16 protein-coding genes are annotated in these 17,671 nt (G+C 52.2%); 1 reads left to right on the top strand and 15 read right to left on the bottom strand.

Features of this window, described 5'->3' with window-relative positions:
- Window positions 1-110 precede the first annotated feature (110 nt).
- From dacA to leuS, 10 genes are all read right to left on the bottom strand, one after another.
- Window positions 111-1,319, bottom strand: coding sequence for a D-alanyl-D-alanine carboxypeptidase DacA (dacA, locus tag M2403_RS03915; protein WP_101075658.1), 1,209 nt, complete (start codon window positions 1,317-1,319; stop codon window positions 111-113).
- Between the two features lie 154 nt (window positions 1,320-1,473).
- Entirely contained in the window at window positions 1,474-2,625 is a 1,152-nt protein-coding gene (gene rlpA, locus M2403_RS03910) for an endolytic peptidoglycan transglycosylase RlpA (RefSeq protein WP_152326434.1), read from the bottom strand.
- 9 nt (window positions 2,626-2,634) lie between these two features.
- Entirely contained in the window at window positions 2,635-3,747 is a 1,113-nt protein-coding gene (gene mrdB / locus M2403_RS03905; RefSeq protein ID WP_112287630.1) for a peptidoglycan glycosyltransferase MrdB, read from the bottom strand.
- A 6-nt stretch (window positions 3,748-3,753) separates the two neighbouring features.
- Window positions 3,754-5,658, bottom strand: a complete 1,905-nt coding sequence (gene mrdA, locus M2403_RS03900; RefSeq protein WP_152326435.1) for a peptidoglycan DD-transpeptidase MrdA — start codon at window positions 5,656-5,658, stop codon at window positions 3,754-3,756.
- Window positions 5,659-5,696: 38 nt separating this feature from the next.
- A complete protein-coding gene (gene rlmH, locus M2403_RS03895; RefSeq protein ID WP_013576495.1) occupies window positions 5,697-6,167 on the bottom strand; it encodes a 23S rRNA (pseudouridine(1915)-N(3))-methyltransferase RlmH in 471 nt (156 codons plus the stop codon).
- Window positions 6,168-6,170: 3 nt separating this feature from the next.
- Complete coding sequence (gene rsfS, locus M2403_RS03890; RefSeq protein ID WP_152326436.1) at window positions 6,171-6,488, bottom strand: ribosome silencing factor; 318 nt, start codon at window positions 6,486-6,488, stop codon at window positions 6,171-6,173.
- Window positions 6,489-6,694: 206 nt separating this feature from the next.
- Complete coding sequence (nadD, locus tag M2403_RS03885; protein WP_259228577.1) at window positions 6,695-7,372, bottom strand: nicotinate-nucleotide adenylyltransferase; 678 nt, start codon at window positions 7,370-7,372, stop codon at window positions 6,695-6,697.
- Between the two features lie 14 nt (window positions 7,373-7,386).
- Complete coding sequence (gene holA / locus M2403_RS03880) at window positions 7,387-8,427, bottom strand: DNA polymerase III subunit delta (RefSeq protein ID WP_152326438.1); 1,041 nt, start codon at window positions 8,425-8,427, stop codon at window positions 7,387-7,389.
- Window positions 8,424-9,053 (bottom strand): LPS assembly lipoprotein LptE, encoded by a 630-nt coding sequence (gene lptE, locus M2403_RS03875; RefSeq protein ID WP_152326439.1) that lies wholly within the window; start codon window positions 9,051-9,053, stop codon window positions 8,424-8,426. The genes holA and lptE overlap by 4 nt, the downstream gene beginning before the upstream one ends.
- Window positions 9,054-9,067: 14 nt before the next feature.
- Entirely contained in the window at window positions 9,068-11,650 is a 2,583-nt protein-coding gene (gene leuS / locus M2403_RS03870; protein ID WP_152326440.1) for a leucine--tRNA ligase, read from the bottom strand.
- A gap of 269 nt (window positions 11,651-11,919) precedes the next feature.
- Here leuS and M2403_RS03865 point away from each other — a divergent pair, with 269 nt between their 5' ends.
- The gene (locus M2403_RS03865; RefSeq protein ID WP_152326441.1) at window positions 11,920-12,417 is read left to right on the top strand and encodes a zinc ribbon-containing protein; all 498 of its coding nucleotides are present in this window, start codon (window positions 11,920-11,922) and stop codon (window positions 12,415-12,417) included.
- Between the two features lie 49 nt (window positions 12,418-12,466).
- On the opposite strand, the gene M2403_RS03860 is transcribed toward M2403_RS03865, so the two are convergent.
- From M2403_RS03860 to lnt, 5 genes are all read right to left on the bottom strand, one after another.
- Window positions 12,467-13,192 (bottom strand): amino acid ABC transporter ATP-binding protein, encoded by a 726-nt coding sequence (locus tag M2403_RS03860; protein ID WP_152326442.1) that lies wholly within the window; start codon window positions 13,190-13,192, stop codon window positions 12,467-12,469.
- Window positions 13,189-13,866: a glutamate/aspartate ABC transporter permease GltK gene (gene gltK / locus M2403_RS03855; protein WP_152326443.1), complete on the bottom strand. Its 678-nt coding sequence runs from the start codon at window positions 13,864-13,866 to the stop codon at window positions 13,189-13,191. The genes M2403_RS03860 and gltK overlap by 4 nt, the downstream gene beginning before the upstream one ends.
- 2 nt (window positions 13,867-13,868) lie before the next feature.
- Complete coding sequence (locus M2403_RS03850) at window positions 13,869-14,609, bottom strand: amino acid ABC transporter permease (protein WP_152326444.1); 741 nt, start codon at window positions 14,607-14,609, stop codon at window positions 13,869-13,871.
- A gap of 189 nt (window positions 14,610-14,798) precedes the next feature.
- The gene (locus M2403_RS03845) at window positions 14,799-15,695 is read right to left on the bottom strand and encodes an amino acid ABC transporter substrate-binding protein (protein WP_165059420.1); all 897 of its coding nucleotides are present in this window, start codon (window positions 15,693-15,695) and stop codon (window positions 14,799-14,801) included.
- 440 nt (window positions 15,696-16,135) lie between these two features.
- Window positions 16,136-17,665 (bottom strand): apolipoprotein N-acyltransferase, encoded by a 1,530-nt coding sequence (gene lnt, locus M2403_RS03840; RefSeq protein WP_259228576.1) that lies wholly within the window; start codon window positions 17,663-17,665, stop codon window positions 16,136-16,138.
- Window positions 17,666-17,671: the final 6 nt, after the last annotated feature.

Below are 17,671 nucleotides of genomic sequence, written 5' to 3'. Positions count from 1 at the left end.
CACTCCAGCGTATTAAGTATTATCTCTGAAAGTATAACTCCCGCCGAAGCGGGAGCCATAATCTATACCGATTATATGGGGATTGTTGCAAACTTTTTCAAGCGGGCAACTTAGCCAAACCAGTGGTGGAACATCAGCTTGATATAATCGACGATGCGGCCGAAGAAACCGCCTTCTTTCACTTCGTTCATCACGACCAGCGGACGTTCATCAATGGTTTTACCATCAAGCTGGAAATTGATTGAACCCACGACCTGATTTTTCTGCAATGGCGCGTGCAGTTCAGGTGTGTTCAGCACATAGCTGGCTTTCAAATCTTTCATGCGGCCACGCGGGATGGTCAGATAAGCATCTTTCTCAACGCCCAGCGCAACGCGATCGGTATCACCAAACCAGACTGGCTCAGAGGCGAATTCTTTACCTGCTTTCAACGGAGATACAGTTTCGAAGAAACGGAAGCCCCAGGTCAGCAGTTTTTTGCTTTCAACTTCACGGCCTTTATAAGTATGCCCGCCCATGACAGCAGAAATCAGACGCATCTGGCCTTCTGTTGCGGATGCCACCAGGTTATAACCCGCGGAATCGGTATGGCCGGTTTTGATGCCGTCAACGTTCAGGCTGTTATCCCACAGCAAGCCGTTACGGTTCATCTGGCGGATATTGTTGAAGGTGAATTCTTTTTCTTTATAGGTTGCGTACTCTTCCGGTACATCGCGGATCAGCGCCTGACCAATCAACGCCATGTCGCGGGCAGAACTGTACTGACCGGCGGCATCCAGACCATGGACGGTACCGAAATGGGTGTTTTTCAGGCCCAGCGCGTTCACGTAGTTGTTCATGATGGCAACGAACGCATCCTGACTTCCGGCGACGTGATCGGCCATTGCCACACAGGCATCGTTGCCTGATTGCAGAATAATGCCGCGGTTGAGTTCAGAAACTGGCACGCGATCGCCGGGTTTGAGGAACATCAGGGAAGAACCTTTGAACACCGGGTTACCGGTTGCCCAGGCGTCCGGCCCCACGGTGACGATGTCGGTCGGAGAGATTTTGCCGGCTTTGATGGACTGACCGATGACATAACTGGTCATCATTTTGGTCAGGCTGGCGGGGTCTCGGCGCGCATCAGCATTCATTTCCGCCAGAACTTTGCCGGAGTTGTAGTCGATCAGGACGTAGGCTTCTGCATCAATTTGCGGAACGCCAGGGATCATTGTTTTTAAATTAACATCGTCGGCATAGGCGGACGCTGCACTGAAAGTGATAACGGTGCCAAATGCGAGGCTTTTGACTAAACGTGAAGTGTTTACAAGTTTCATGATCGGGACAACAACATCCGTGGAGGTAAGTGATAAACGTGCGCCACTATAGCAGAAGAGTCATAAGTCAGACATCTTCGATTACCGGCGCTTACTGACTTTTACTTATAAGAAAAGGGACTTATAAGTCCGGGGCCTGAGCCCCGGAGGGGTATTACATGCTGGCAGTGACAAAAGATTGCTGTTGGGCTTCGCTGGCGAGCCGCTGTTGCAGTTGAACCGCCTGCTGGCGCGTGCTGAAGGGCCCAAGCTGAACGCGGTAAGTACTGCCATTGGCCTGCACTTTGCCCGGAACGTTGAAGCGCTGGCTCAGGCTTTTCTGCCATAACTGTGCGTTTTGAGGATTACTCAGCGCACCGACCTGTACCATATAACCAGAACTCGGAATGGCAGTAGTATGCGCTGGTGCGGCGGCAACCGGCGCGGCAGAGGCCGCGATAACCGGTGCTGCGCTGGCTGTTACCACCGGCGCGACAGGTTCGCTGCCTTCAAGTACACCCGCGCGCAATGGCGTTGGCGCACTCAGAAAACCCCCACCGCCGCTGTTGCCGGACATTGTGGTAGCAGCAGGCACATTTGCGTTGCTGCTGTCTTCGTCATTGGTCAGCGGTGCTGCGTTCGGGTTGCTCAGCGTACTGTTGCTGATCGGGCGCACATCAGAAGTGTTCACCGGTTCTGAGGACAGCGTCGGCGTTCCCATGCTGCTGGCACCCAGGCTCGGGCGCGATGGCAGGGCATAGGATTGCTTGGCCACAGTGGTACCGATGGTGCCCGGGCCAGACATCGTACCGTCCGGCGCAACGTTAATGAAATCAACGCGGACTTTGGTGCTGTTAGTCAGGTTCAGACGATCTGCCGCAGCCTGAGACAAATCAATAATTTTGCCCGGAACATACGGGCCGCGGTCATTTACACGCACCACCAGCATACGTCCGGTTGCCATATTGGTAACGCGCACATAGCTTGGGATCGGCAGGGTAGGATGCGCCGCCGTCATGGCTGTCGGGTCGAATTCTTCACCAATTGCCGTGGTATTGCCGCCGTTTTCCTGACCGTACCAGGCTGCCTGACCGACTTGTGAGAAGTTTGACGGATCTTTGACGATTTTATAGGTTTTACCGTTGACGGTATAATCCTGCATCGTGCCCTGATTATAAGGTTCGTAACGCGGATCAGCCCCGCCGATTTCCACCACAGGGCCGTTGTAGGCTTGTTGCGGTGCCGGTTGTTGTTGCTGAGTATCATCAGTGGCGCAGCCACTTAACAGCAAACCGATAATGACAGCTCCAAGCCACTCCTTACGCATTGCTCACCTCTATAAATTTTTTGACAACATTTTTCGATGAGTATGTATCGACATGACGATACCAAACCCTGCCATTAGCACGATGAGTGCCGACCCGCCATAGCTGACCAGAGGCAAAGGTACCCCAACTACCGGGACAATACCACTGACCATACCGATGTTAACAAACACATAAACGAACAGAATCAACATCAAACCACCGGACATTACGCGCCCAAATGTGGTCTGTGCATTGGCCGCGATCACCAGCCCGCGCATGATAAGGCACAGGTAAAGCCCGAGCAGAACCAGCACGCCGATAAGGCCCAGTTCTTCGGCCAGTACGGCAAAGATAAAGTCGGTATGACGCTCTGGCAAAAATTCCAGCTGTGACTGCGTTCCGTGCAACCAGCCTTTGCCGGAGAGACCGCCGGAGCCAATCGCAATCTTCGACTGAATAATATGATAGCCCGCCCCGAGCGGATCGCTCTCCGGATCAAGCAGCATCATGACGCGGTCTCGCTGATAATCGTGCATCAGGAAGAACCACAATATCGGAATAAAGGCGGCGACCAGAATGGCGGCGACCGCAATCAGTTTCCAGCTCATGCCCGACAGGAACAGGACAAACAGGCCGGATGCGGCAATCAGAATTGACGTCCCCAGATCCGGCTGCGCAGCAACCAGCAGAGTAGGGATGAAAATCAGCGCCAGCGCAATCGCCGTATTTTTCAACGACGGCGGGCAAACGTCGCGGTTGATAAAGCGGGCGACCATCAGCGGAACGGCTATTTTCGCCAGCTCTGACGGCTGAAATTTGATAATCCCTAAATCCAGCCAGCGTTGCGCGCCTTTACTGATACTGCCAAACGCATCGACCAGCACCAGCAGGAAAACGCAGAATATATAGAGATATGGTGCCCAGCTTTCATAAACGCGCGGGGGGATTTGTGCCATCACCAGCATAATCACCAGACCCATCAGGATCTGGCCGATTTTACGTTCCATCATGCCCATGTCCTGACCGCTGGCGCTCCACATCACGAACGCACTGTACGTCAGCAGCGCAAGTATGATCAGCAACATGGTCAGGTCGATGTGCATTTTCGACCACAATGATCTTTTTTGTTGGTTCTCAGTCATTGCCGGTTAATCACCTTCAGTTCCCGGTGGCGCGGGTGCGTCAGCCGGCAGTTGTGTCGTGTTATCGCCCAGTAAAATATGGTCGAGTATCTGCCGCGAAATTGTCCCTACCGCCGGGCCCGCACCACCGTTTTCCAGCACTACAGCAACGGCGACGGTTGGTTTGTCATACGGCGCGAAAGAGGTCATCAGTTTGTGGTCACGCAGATGTTCAGCAATCTTATGCGCATTATAGATTTCATTGGCTTTCAAACCGTAAACTTGTGCTGTCCCGGATTTTGCGGCCGCTTTGTATGGCGCATCGGCGAAATATTTACGGGCCGTGCCGTTCGGACGGTTGGCAACACCATACATCCCGTCTTTCGCAATTTCCCAATAGCCGGAATGGATATCGCCAATCTGCGTGGTTTCCTGCTGCTGATACGGCACCTGTTTGCCATCCACTTTCGTGCTCAGCAACAGGTGCGGCGTTTTGACATTGCCGTCATTAATCAGCGTGGTCATGGCTTTCATGATTTGCACCGGCGTTGCGGTCCAGTAACCCTGGCCTATACCGACAGGAATAGTGTCACCCTGATACCACGGTTTTTTAAAGCGTTTAAATTTCCAGTCGCGGTTTGGCATATTGCCGCTGCGCTCTTCGGATAAGTCGATACCGCTGTACTGACCATAGCCGAATTTCCCCATCCATTCAGAAAGACGGTCAATCCCCATGTCGTACGCAACCTGATAGAAGAAGGTATCCGCGGATTCCTCAAGGGCTTTGGTCACATTCAGGCGGCCATGACCCCAGTGTTTCCAGTCACGATAGCGCTTGTCTGAGCCGGGTAACTGCCACCAGCCGGGGTCGAACAGAGAGGTGTTTTTGTTGATCACACCGGTCGTCAGCGCTGATACGGAAATATACGGTTTCACGGTTGACGCCGGCGGGTAAACGCCTTGCGTGGTACGGTTGATCAGTGGTTTGTTCGGATCGTTTAACAACGAACTGTAGTCTTTGCTGGAAATCCCGTCGACGAACAAATTCGGATCATAGCTTGGGTTAGACACCAGCGCGCGAATTGCACCATCACGCGGATCAGTGACCACCACGGCGGCGCGGCTGCCGGTCAGCAGGACTTCAATATATTGTTGAAGCGGCAGGTCGATGGTCAGATAAATATCTTTCCCGGCCTGAGGCGGCTCCTCATGCAACTGACGGATCACGCGGCCACGGTTGTTAACTTCCACTTCTTCATAGCCGGTTTTGCCGTGAAGCGTGTCTTCGTAAAAGCGTTCTATGCCGAGTTTGCCAATATCGTGCGTTGCGGCGTAGTTTGCCAAAATACCGTCTTTATCCAGACGCTCAACGTCACGATCGTTAATTTTCGAAACGTAGCCGATAACATGCGTGAGGGCTGAGCCATACGGATAATAGCGGCGCTGATAGCCTTTGACTTCAACGCCGGGAAAATGGAACTGGTTCACGGAGAAACGCGCGACCTGAACTTCGGTCAGTGCCGTTTTCACCGCGATAGACGTAAAGCGTCGCGAACGCTGGCGCTCTTTTTTGAAGTTCTCGATATCGTCCGGGGTTAAATCGACGATAGGTTTCAGCCCTTCGAGCGTGGCCTGAAGATCATCGACTTTTTCGGGAACAAGTTCGAGCTGATAAATAGTGCGGTTTAACGCCAGCGGGGTTCCGTTGCGGTCATAGATAATGCCGCGGCTTGGCGCAATCGGCACCAGCTTGATACGGTTATCATTGGAACGGGTCTGATAATCCTGAAAACGGACAATCTGCAGGTTATACAAATTGAAAGCCAGGATACCACTAAGTAGCAGAATGCCGATGAACGCCACCAGTGCACGGCGCACAAAGAGGGCTGATTCAGCCGTATAGTCGCGAAAAGGGTTACGATCTATTTTCATCCCACTACTTAATTCATGTTGCTGACATTCACCACCCGTTATTCGCGGTGGTATGGATGATTAGTGGTAATACTCCAGGCGCGGTAAAGGCTTTCCGCGACCAGAACCCGAACCAGCGGGTGAGGAAGTGTCAACGGAGAGAGCGACCAGCTCTGTTCCGCTGCGGCTTTACAGGCCGGTGCCAACCCTTCCGGGCCGCCGATTAACAGGCTGACATTTCGTCCGTCCTGTTTCCAGCGTTCCAGTTGTTGTGCCAGTTGCGGGGTTTCCCACGGTGTGCCCGGAATATCCAGGGTCACAATGCGATTACCTTTACCGACAGCAGCCAGCATCTGTTCGCCTTCTTTTTCAAGAATGCGTTTGATATCAGCGTTCTTACCGCGTTTCCCTGCCGGAACTTCAGTCAGTTCAAACGGCATATCTTTCGGAAAACGGTGCAGGTAATCGTTAAAACCGGTTTGTACCCAGTCAGGCATTTTTGTGCCGACGGCGACAAGTTGCAGTTTCACGCATTAACCCCAGAGTTTCTCGAGCTCATAAAGCTGACGGCTTTCTTCCTGCATGACGTGAACGATGACTTCGCCCAGATCGACAACAACCCAGTCGGCTTCGTTGATGCCTTTCACGCCCATCGCGTCCATACCGGCCGCTTTCACTTCTTCAACCAGATGTCCGGCGATAGCCACTACATGGCGGCTGGATGTACCGGTACAAATAATCATGCAATCAGTAATACTGGATTTACCTTTAACATCAATGGCAATGATGTCTTGTGCTTTGAGGTCGTCGACTTTATCGACAACAAAATCTTGGAGCGCTTTACCTTGCAAAGGTTCCCCCTGGGGATGTTTGAAACAATTGACCTCACAAGACAGCCGCCGGTGAATCACCGAAGCAAAGGCCTGTCTCATGATGGATACACATAGCGGTTATCAGGAAAACAACTGAAAACGTTTAACAATCAATACATTGTATTGGTTAATCACGCAGCGTTATCGAGAGCCGAAATTAAGCGGCGCAGTATACCACGCGTTAGCTACTCGCGGTACAAGCCCTGTGATTCTATATAGCGCTCAACGGCAGATGGCAGCAAATCTGAGCAATCAAGCCCCGCATGACGCCGTTCGCGGATTTCCGTTGCTGAAATATCTATCAGCGGTGTATTGGCCTGATAAATGAATCCGGCGGCTTTCTGTTTGAGTTTCTCCGCATCGACCACCCGGTGTGCGTCGTACCAGCGCTGGAGCGCCGGCGTATCGAGCTGTTCCTGATATCCCGGACGCGCCATCACCACCAGATGACAAAAATCGAGCAGCGATTCCCAGCGGTGCCACTTGTGCAAGGTCAGCAATGAATCCTGGCCAATGATAAACGCCAGCGGGCAATCATCGCCATGTTCTTTACGTAACGTTGCAAGTGTCTCAATGGTGTAGGACGGCGTATCGACATTCAGCTCACGTGAGTCCACGGAAAACAACGGGTTACCCGCAACGGCCAGTTCAACCATGTGCAGACGCTGTTGCGAGCTGGCTTCCGGTTGCGGGCGATGAGGCGGCACGTTGTTAGGCAACAAAATGACCTGATCAAATCCGGCCTGTCCGGCCAGGTTGGTCACGGGCTTCAGGTGCCCGTAATGAATCGGGTCGAAGGTTCCGCCGAAGAAAGCCAGTAAGGGTGCCGGGCGTGAGGAAGAATGTGAGGTGGTGAGTGACATACTTGTGTCCTGCTTCAATACGAACCCGAACCCACGTAATCAACAGGCAGGGGTTTTCCACACAATAACATGGAGAGGCTTTCCAGTTCTGACCAGACAGACTGACCATAATCCTGTTTCAGGGTGATTTCCATTTGAGTCAGCAAACGGACAGCCTGCGTCAGATGTTCGAGTGATAAACGTTGTAACGCCTGCGTCACCAGTGTCCGGCGGTTTTGCCAGACCTTTTGCTGATCAAAGAGCGTGCGCAATGGCGTCGAATCCATTTTACGCTTCAGGTTAAGCAGCATCAGAAGTTCGCGTTGCACGGTTCGCAGCAAAATAACCGGTTCGCTGTCTTCCTGCTGTAGCTGACGCAAGATGTGCCAGGCACGTTTGCTTTTACCTGCCAGCAGTGCGTCGAGCCAGTGATAGGGCGTAAAGTGCGCGGCGTCGTTGACGGCCGTTTCAACGCGTGGCAGCGTGAGTTTTCCGTCAGGATAAAGCAGGGAAAGCCGCTCGAGGGACTGAGCTAACGCCAGCAGATTGCCTTCATAGCAATAACATAAAAGCTGGTTTGCCGGTTCATCCAGTTCAAGCGATAACGCCTGAGCGCGGCGGGTGACCCAGCGGGGAAGCTGCGCCTGTTCCGGCGTCTGACAGCTGACAAACACGCCTTTATCACTCAGCGCTTTAAACCATGCGCTGTTTTCCTGCGCTTTGGTCAGTTTGGTTCCGCGCAGCAACAGTAAGATGTCGTCATGCAAAAGGGTAGTCAGCTTGAGTAATTGTTCTGCCATCGGCGCAGTCGGGCCATTATCAGGCAGGATCAGCATCAGGGTCTGACGGCTGGCAAACAGGCTCAGCGCCTGACAGATACTGAAAATTGACTCCCATTCGGTGTGGGTGTCGAGGGCAAAAGTGTAGTGTTCCTGAAAATCAGAAAGCTGAGCCGTTTTACGGATACTGTCCTGACTCTCCTGCAAAAGCAGAGGATCGTTACCACATAGCAGATAACAGGCGCGCAGCCCCTCACGGAGCTGCGCGGCAAGTTGTTCCGGGTAAATTCGGATCATTTTGCGGAAGTGCTGGCCGGAGCCGGGGTCGATACTTCAGAGGTATCATACGACTTGCTGGCAGATGACCGGGTTGAAATCACTTCTACCTGACCATTCACTTCATCGGCTTTGCGCAGTTCTGACGCATGAACCGCCAGTAACTTACGAATCAGCTGCTGAGCCGCCTGCTGGCGCATCTCTTCCAAAATAATGTCCTGCTCGTTATCTTTCGCCAGCGCGGTTAACGGGTTGTCAAAGAAGGAACGGAACACTCTCACATGGATCGGATACAAGTCTTTGCCCGGCATCAGGACCGTTGCATTGACGTCCAGTTGCATCTGGTACTCAGCCGTTTTACCGTCCTGGAAGATTGACGCAGTACTTCTGCCCGTCGATTCAGCACCAATGCGCAGCGAAGGAATGCCCTTACGCTGTTCTTTGGTTGGATCATCAACGATGGTCACGTTGCTCAGACGCAACTGAGATCGGATATCACGCGTCAACGGACCGTACGGGTCACCACTGTCCAGAACGATGGTTCTCAGCTCGTCCGGAACGTTGGTTTTTCCACGTAAGTGGAAACCACAGCCTGCTGTCACCAGCACTGCTGCGGCCAGCAGCAGCGTCATTATAGGATGTCGCACAGATCCTCCTTGACTCAACCTACAACCAGGTTAAGCAGTTTGCCCGGGACGTAGATTACTTTACGGACCGTAACCCCATCCAGATATTTTGCGACCAAATGTTCTTCTGCCGCACGCTCGCGCACTTGTTGCTCGGTAGCATCAGCGGCTACGGTGATTTTAGCACGTACTTTACCATTCACCTGCACAACGACCAGTTTGGAATCTTCCACCATGGCCTGTTCATCAGCCTTTGGCCACGGCGCGGTATCCACATCACCTTCACCGTTCAGCGCCTGCCAGAGGCTGAAGCAAACGTGCGGAGTAAACGGATAAAGCATGCGGACAACGGCCAGCAGAGCTTCCTGCAGCAGTGCGCGATCCTGTTCAGTTTCCTGAGGTGCGCGGCCCAGCTTGTTCATCAGCTCCATCACCGCGGCGATTGCGGTGTTGAAGGTCTGACGACGGCCAATATCGTCGGTGACTTTGGCGATAGTTTTATGCAGGTCACGACGCAGATCTTTTTGCGCTTCGTTCAGGGAAGCCGCATCAAGGGCAACGGTCAGGCCTTTTTCTGAATGTTCGTAGGCCAGTTTCCAGACGCGCTTCAGGAAGCGGTTTGCGCCTTCAACGCCAGACTCCTGCCATTCCAGCGTCATTTCTGCCGGAGAAGCGAACATCATAAACAGACGCACGGTGTCTGCGCCGTATTTGTCTACCATCACCTGTGGGTCGATGCCGTTGTTTTTGGACTTGGACATCTTGCTCATGCCGGCGTAAACCAGCTCGCGACCTTGCGGATCGGTCGCTTTAGTAATACGGCCTTTTTCGTCACGCTCAACCGTGGCATCTGTCGGGGAAACCCAGATACGTTCGCCGTTGCTGCCGGTGTGGTAGAAGGCGTCAGCCAGCACCATACCCTGACACAGCAGGCGTTTTGCCGGTTCGTCGGAATCGACCAGACCTGCGTCACGCATCAGTTTGTGGAAGAAGCGGAAATACATCAGGTGCATGATGGCGTGTTCGATACCACCGACATACTGATCAACCGGCAGCCAGTAATTGGCCGCAGCCGGATCCAGCATACCTTCGTCATATTGCGGGCAGGTATAACGCGCGTAATACCAGGAAGATTCCATGAAGGTATCGAAGGTGTCGGTTTCACGCAGACCCGGAATGCCATTCACAGTGGTTTTCGCCCACTCAGGATCGGCTTTAATCGGGCTGGTGATCCCATCCATCACGACGTCTTCCGGCAGGATAACCGGCAGCTGATCTTCTGGCGTAGGAATAACGGTACCGTCTTCCAGTGTGATCATCGGGATTGGCGCACCCCAGTAACGCTGACGGGAAACACCCCAGTCACGCAGACGGTAGTTAACTTTTCGCTGACCAACACCCTGAGCAACCAGTTTGTCGGCAATAGCGTTGAAGCCTTCTTCGTGATTCAGACCATCGAATTCGCCGGAATTAAACAGCGTACCTTTCTCGGTCATCGCTTCTGCGGTGACTTCAGGATGGCTGCCATCAACGTTCAGGATAACCGGTTTGATCTGCAGGTTATATTTAGTGGCGAATTCCCAGTCACGCTGGTCGTGACCTGGAACGGCCATGACCGCGCCGGTACCGTATTCCATCAGAACGAAGTTAGCGACCCAGATTGGCAGTTTTTCACCAGACAGCGGATGAACAGCAAACAGACCGGTTGCCATGCCTTTTTTCTCCATCGTTGCCATTTCTGCTTCGGCAACTTTGGTGTTACGGCATTCGTCGATGAAATCGTTCAGTGCAGGATTATTTTGCGCACCCAGCTGCGCCAGCGGATGACCGGCGGCGACAGCCACATAGGTCGCACCCATAAAGGTGTCAGGGCGGGTAGTGTACACCGTTACTTTTTCGTCGCTGTCTGCCACGTCAAAAGTGATTTCCACGCCTTCGGAACGGCCAATCCAGTTACGCTGCATGGTTTTGACCTGCTCAGGCCAGCTTTCCAGCGTATCCAGATCGTTAAGCAGCTGATCGGCGTAATCGGTGATTTTGATGAACCATTGTGGAATTTCTTTGCGTTCTACTTTGGTATCACAACGCCAGCAGCAGCCGTCGATAACCTGTTCGTTCGCCAGAACGGTCAGATCATGCGGGCACCAGTTCACTGCGGAAGTCTTCTTATAAACCATGCCTTTTTCGTACAGCTTGGTGAAGAACCATTGTTCCCAACGGTAGTAATCCGGTTTGCAGGTCGCGATTTCGCGATCCCAGTCATAGCCGAAGCCCAGCAGTTTCAGCTGGTTCTTCATATATTCGATGTTTTCGTAAGTCCACGGCGCAGGCGCAGTGTTGTTTTTTACCGCAGCACCTTCAGCAGGCAGGCCGAAAGCATCCCAGCCAATTGGCTGCAGAACGTTTTTGCCGAGCATACGCTGATAACGGGAAATCACGTCACCAATGGTGTAGTTGCGCACGTGTCCCATGTGGAGGCGACCTGACGGATAAGGCAACATGGAGAGACAATAATATTTCTCCTTACCAGGCTGTTCGGTAACTTTGAAGGTTTGCTTCTCTTGCCAGTGAAGCTGAACGTGTGACTCAATGTCTTCTGGACGGTATTGCTCTTGCATGGCGGCCGGTGGTCCTGTGAGTGAAAACAGCTACGCCTGTAGCTCAAAAAGTTTTAATCAAAAGATCCGCATAGCATAGCCGATAAGCGGAGGGTGCAACAACACCCGCTGAAGGGCTAACAGGGATTTCTGCCTTCTTCTGACGCATTATTCATAATCTGCGAGTCAGCCCGGGATAATCTGCGCGCCGTATCAGGGATTTACGTCTAAAATAAAGACAATACGCTCCCGCCGGGCAAACGGTCATGTCAGTTCAAGGAGAGGAAGTTATGAGCAATATTACGCAATCTTACCGCCAGTTAGTGTCTTCGCTGACTGAGCGGTTAAAAAATGGCGAACGTGATATCAGCGCACTGGTGCAGGATGCCCGTGTCCGTCTGCAAAATGAAGGCAAGTTGTCAGAAATTCAGATTGAACAGTTAACCTCCGCCGTCAGGCGCGATCTGCATGAGTTCGCGCGCAGTTACGGCGAGAGTCAGCGCGCGGTGGCAGAAGACGACGGAACTGACAGCGTGTTTTTGCGTGTGATTAAAGAAAGCCTGTGGAAAGAACTGGCCGATATGACCGACAAAACGCAGCTGGAATGGAAAGAAGTGTTTAAAGACGTCAGCCATCATGGCATCTATCACAGCGGGGAAGTGGTGGGGCTCGGGAATCTGGTCTGTGAAAACTGTCATTTCCATCTGGCGGTATACACGCCAGAGATTCTGAGCCGATGTCCTAAATGTGGAAATACCGAATTCAGCCGTCGCCCGTTTGAACCGTGATGTTTAATTGCCTGCTTCCGGTCTGATCCGGAAGCAGGCAATTCAGGTTTTAGTGCAGAATTTTCGCCAGGAAATCGCGGGCACGATCAGATTCCGGATTATTGAAGAAGTCGTCTTTATTACGGTCTTCAACAATTTTACCTTCATCCATGAAAATCACGCGGTTCGCCACTTTACGTGCAAAGCCCATTTCGTGGGTGACCACCATCATTGTCATGCCTTCATTTGCCAGCTCAACCATTACGTCCAGCACTTCGTTGATCATTTCCGGATCAAGCGCTGAGGTCGGTTCATCAAACAGCATGGCAATAGGATCCATACATAATGCGCGGGCGATAGCGACACGCTGCTGTTGCCCGCCGGAAAGCTGACCGGGGAATTTGTTGGCGTGAGCAGATAAGCCCACGCGATCCAGCAGTTTCAGGCCTTTTTCTTTCGAAGCTGCTTTATCGCGTTTCAGCACTTTTACCTGAGCAAGCGTCAGGTTGTCGATGATCGACAAATGCGGGAACAGCTCAAAATGCTGGAACACCATGCCAACTTTCGCACGCAACTGAGCCAGATTGGTTTTTTTGTCATTGACCGGCGTGCCGTTAACCAGGATTTCACCTTTCTGAATCGGCTCAAGTCCGTTAACGGTTTTGATCAGCGTCGATTTACCCGACCCGGAAGGCCCGCAAACCACCACAACTTCACCTTTTTTAACTTCGGTGCTGCACCCGGTCAGCACCTGAAAGTGCCCGTACCATTTAGAAACATTCTTCAGTGAAATCATGAAACGGTCCTTTTCTTCAAATAACGCACCAGCAAGGAAGCACAAAGGCTGATAACAAAGTAAATAAGTCCTGCAAACAGCACCATCTCAACCAGCGTACCGTCGCGGTCGCCAATGTTGGATGCGCTGCGGAAGAAGTCGGCGAGGCCCAGAACATACACGAGCGAGGTATCCTGGAATAAGACAATCGCCTGCGTCAGCAGCAGCGGCACCATCGCGCGGAACGCCTGCGGCAAAATCACCAGTTGCATGGACTGCCATTGGGTCATGCCCAGCGCCAGCGCGGCGGAAGATTGCCCGCGGGCAATACTGATAATCCCTGCGCGAATGATTTCGGAATAGTAGGCTGCTTCAAACAAGGCGAACGCCACCATCGCAGAAATCAGGCGGATATCCGTTTTAGGGGATAAACCGAGCACTTTTTGCAGGAAGCCGGGCACAATCAGATAGAACCACAACAACACCATCACCAGCGGCACGGCGCGGAACAGGTTGACATAAGCCGAGGCAAACCAGCTGACCGGTTTGAAAGACGATAAACGCATGACCGCCAGCAGCGTACCCCAGAGGATACCGACAACAATCGCCAGCGAGGTGATTTTCAGGGTGACGACCATGCCCTGCCACAAGTACGGCAGGCCGGGACCGATAGAACTCCAGTCAAATTCATGCATTCTTATTTACCCCCCATGTTGCCCGGCAGGCGGACTTTACGTTCTACAAAATGCATCAGGAACATGATGATGGCATTGATAAGGACGTAGGCAACGGTAATCGCAGTAAATGATTCATACGCATGTGCGGAGTAATCAAGCAGCTTGCCGGCTTGCGCTGCCATATCGACCAAACCGATGGTGGAGGCGATAGCCGAGTTTTTCACCAGGTTAACCATTTCGGATGTCATCGGTGGCACGATCACGCGGTACGCGTTTGGCAACAGAACATAACGATAGGTCTGAGGCAGCGTCAGGCCCATTGCCAGACCGGCATTACGCTGGCCGCTTGGCAGTGACTGAATGGCCGCACGCACCTGCTCGCATACGCGGGCAGCGGTGAACAGACCGAGACAGATTACTGACGAGGAGAAGAATTGCACATTTGGCGCCAGCTCTGATTTAAACCACATACCGATATTTTCGGGCAGCAGTTCAGGCACAACCAGATACCAGATAAAGAATTGCACAATGAGTGGCACGTTACGGAAGAGTTCAACGTAACAGGTGCCGATACCGGAAAGGATCCGGTTGGGAACGGTACGCAGTATCCCGAAAAGTGAACCGACGAAGAACGCGATAATCCAGGCGCAAACCGACAGTGCGACAGTGACCTGAAATCCATTCCAAATCCAGCCCAGGTAGGTGGTATTCCCAAAGGGGGCTTGTTGCAAAAATATGCCCCAGTTCCAATCTATTGACATAAAAACTCCGTAAACCGGGTAATGAACTACCCATCTGAGTGATGACGTGGTCCGCGTGAAAAATGACTGGGAGGATATGCGGGGTGGGGAACGACCACCCCGCATCCGGTCTGCATCATCACAGGCTGGTGGTCCAGCCTTATTCTTTAATTACACTTCTCTTGGTTATACCCGTCTGTCTGGTATTTCTTACAGTGCTTTATCGTTTGGCGCTTTGAACAGGGCTTTCATGTCGTCAGACAGTTCAAAGTTCATGTTCAGATTCTTCGGAGGAATCGGTTTTTTGAACCAGGTTTCAAACCACTTAGTCGCCTCACCGGAAGTCTGTGCTTTCACGATGGTGTCATCGACCAGTTTTTTGAAATCGGCATCATCTTTACGCATCATGCAGCCATATGCTTCTTTGGACTGTGGAGTTCCGATGATTTCCCAGTTGTCTGGTTTTTTGGCTTTCGCACGTTCACCGGCTAACAGGGCATCATCCATCATGAAGGCAACGGCACGACCGGTTTCCAGAGTACGGAACGAGTCACCGTGGTCTTTCGCGCTGATGATGCGCAGATCCAGTTTTTTCTCTTCGTTCAGTTTATTAAGCAGCACTTCAGAGGTTGTCCCGGAAGTCACCACAACGGTTTTGCCTTTCAGATCAGCGAAGTCTTTAATCTCCGACCCTTTCTTCACTAACAGACGGGTGCCGATAACGAAGATGGTGTCGGAGAAAGCGGCTTGCTGCTGGCGCTCGAGGTTGTTGGTGGTAGAACCACACTCAAAATCATAGGTGCCGTTTTGCAGCAACGGAATACGGTTCTGCGAGGTGATTGGCATCATTTTGACCTGCAGGTTTGGCAGGTTCAGTTTTTTCTTAACCGCGTCAACGATGGCGTCGGAATAGTCCTGTGAATAACCTACGACTTTCTGTTCGTTATTGTAGTAAGAGAATGGCACTGAGGATTCGCGGTGACCTACCACGATAACGCCATTGTCTTTGATTTTTTTCAGGGTGCCGGTCAGTTCTTCTGCGTGAGCAAAGCTGCTTACGGCAACGCTTGCCAACACTACGGATAACGCCAATTTGCGCAATTGCATGTCCAACTCCTTGCTGTCATTAGGGATCCAAATCACGGATCAGAAAGTGCTAATGCCTCGTCATATGAAGCTAGAAAATAACTGAATGTGAATTTTATGAAACCACATTGTTTCTTTTTTGAGACGAGACACGCACCAATTAAAAGCAATTAACGGGCTATGCACTTAGAAGGTGCATGAGGAATAGCCTTTTTGTTCCAAAATGATGCACGACGTCATAAAAAGTAACTAATCAGATATCTTTCAATTAGATGTAGCAAGAGTCATGCCAGAAAGCCTGATTTAACTTCATCAGCGGTCAGATAATCAGCGCTTAATGCCGGGTTTATAACAAACGGCAGCAGGTAAAAGGGGGGAAAGATTACGGGGGCTAAAAAGAAGATGCGACAAAACAGTTCAGGCGCCCGAAGACGCCTGATTTAAAGAGAAAATACGAAAATTCAGTTTTTGCGACGACCCAGCCACAGTGCCGCGACAGCCATGATGAGCGTTACTATCCACACCGGCCACCAGCCAACGCGCGCATACGGCGTCATACCGGTTGTCGGCGTGACCTTCACGTTCAGAACCTGACGGGTAAACTGCGGAATTTGGGCAGTCACATCGCCCTGAGCATTCACTACGGCGGTAATACCGTTGTTGGTGCTGCGCAGCAACGGGCGGCCTAATTCCAGCGAACGCATACGCGCCATCTGGAAATGCTGCCACGGGCCAATCGAGTGGCCGAACCAGGCATCGTTGGAAATGGTCAGCAGGAAATTGGTGTCCGGCTGCAGGTTGTCACGCACCTGCTCACCGAAGACCACTTCATAACAAATGGCAGTGGTCAGATTGAGTCCGCTGACAAACAACGGTTTCTGCACATAATCGCCGCTGGTCAGGCCCGACATTGGCAAATCGAAGAACGGCGCGAGAGGGCGTAGCAGCCTTTCCAGAGGAACAAATTCACCAAAGGGTACCAGATGGTGTTTATTGAAACGGTTGTCGTCCGGGTAACGATAAGTTTGTTCACCGCCCAGCACAATGGCGCTGTTGTAAACCTTCATGCCTTCTTCGTTGCGGCGCGCATCGATAATCCCGGTGACCAGTTGAGTCCCGTGAGAACGGTAAATATTATCCACCATGCTCAGGAAACCCTGCTGATCGGACTCAATATCTGAAATCGCGGATTCCGGCCAGATGATCATGCTGGATTTGCCAAGATAGGGACGGCTGAGATCCAGGTACGTTTGCAGCGCGCTTTCCAGCGCCTTCGGATCCCATTTCATGGACTGCGGAATATTGCCCTGAACCAGTGCAACATCAACAGCTTTATCAGGCTGTTCCTGATACCAGTGGATATAGCGCAGCGGCCATGGCAGCAGCAACATTGCCAGCGCAACAATACCCGGGGCTTTCCGGTGCTGGTAAATGGCATACATCAGCAGACCGCTCAGGGAAGTCAGTAACAGCGTAATGCCGTTCACACCGGTGATTGGCGCAAGGCCTTTCAGCGGTCCATTGATCTGGCTGTAACCGAATTCAAGCCACGGAAAGCCGGTCAGCACCCAACCGCGAAGGAATTCAGTAACTTGCCACAGCGCCGGCGCGGCAATTGCCAGTTTCCACCAGGTGGTTTTTGGCCAGAGTTTGCTGAAAATACCGGCAAACAGCATGGTGTACAGCGACAAATAAGCCGCCAGCAAAATCACCAGGAACAGGTTGATGGCTTCCGGCATGCCGCCAAAGGTGGCGATACTGACGTAAACCCAGTTGACGCCTGTTCCAAACAGGCCAAATCCCCAGCAGAAACCTATCCACGCGGATTGCGCCGGACGGCGATCCAGCGTTAATGCCAGCAGACCGCTGAGCGAGACGATTGCTGCAGGCCAGAAATCATAGGGGGAAAAAGCGAGCGTGCCACAGGCACCGAATAAGAGCGCCAGCAGGGCGCGAACCCGCTGGCGTTGATATAAAGAGGCAATTGCCATGGAGTA

The sequence above is a fragment of the Rahnella sp. BIGb0603 genome (genome assembly GCF_024808755.1).
GTDB classification, from domain to species: domain Bacteria; phylum Pseudomonadota; class Gammaproteobacteria; order Enterobacterales; family Enterobacteriaceae; genus Rahnella; species Rahnella contaminans.
Note: the sequence above shows the minus strand (reverse complement) of the source record. Positions and strands in the feature narration are given on the sequence as shown.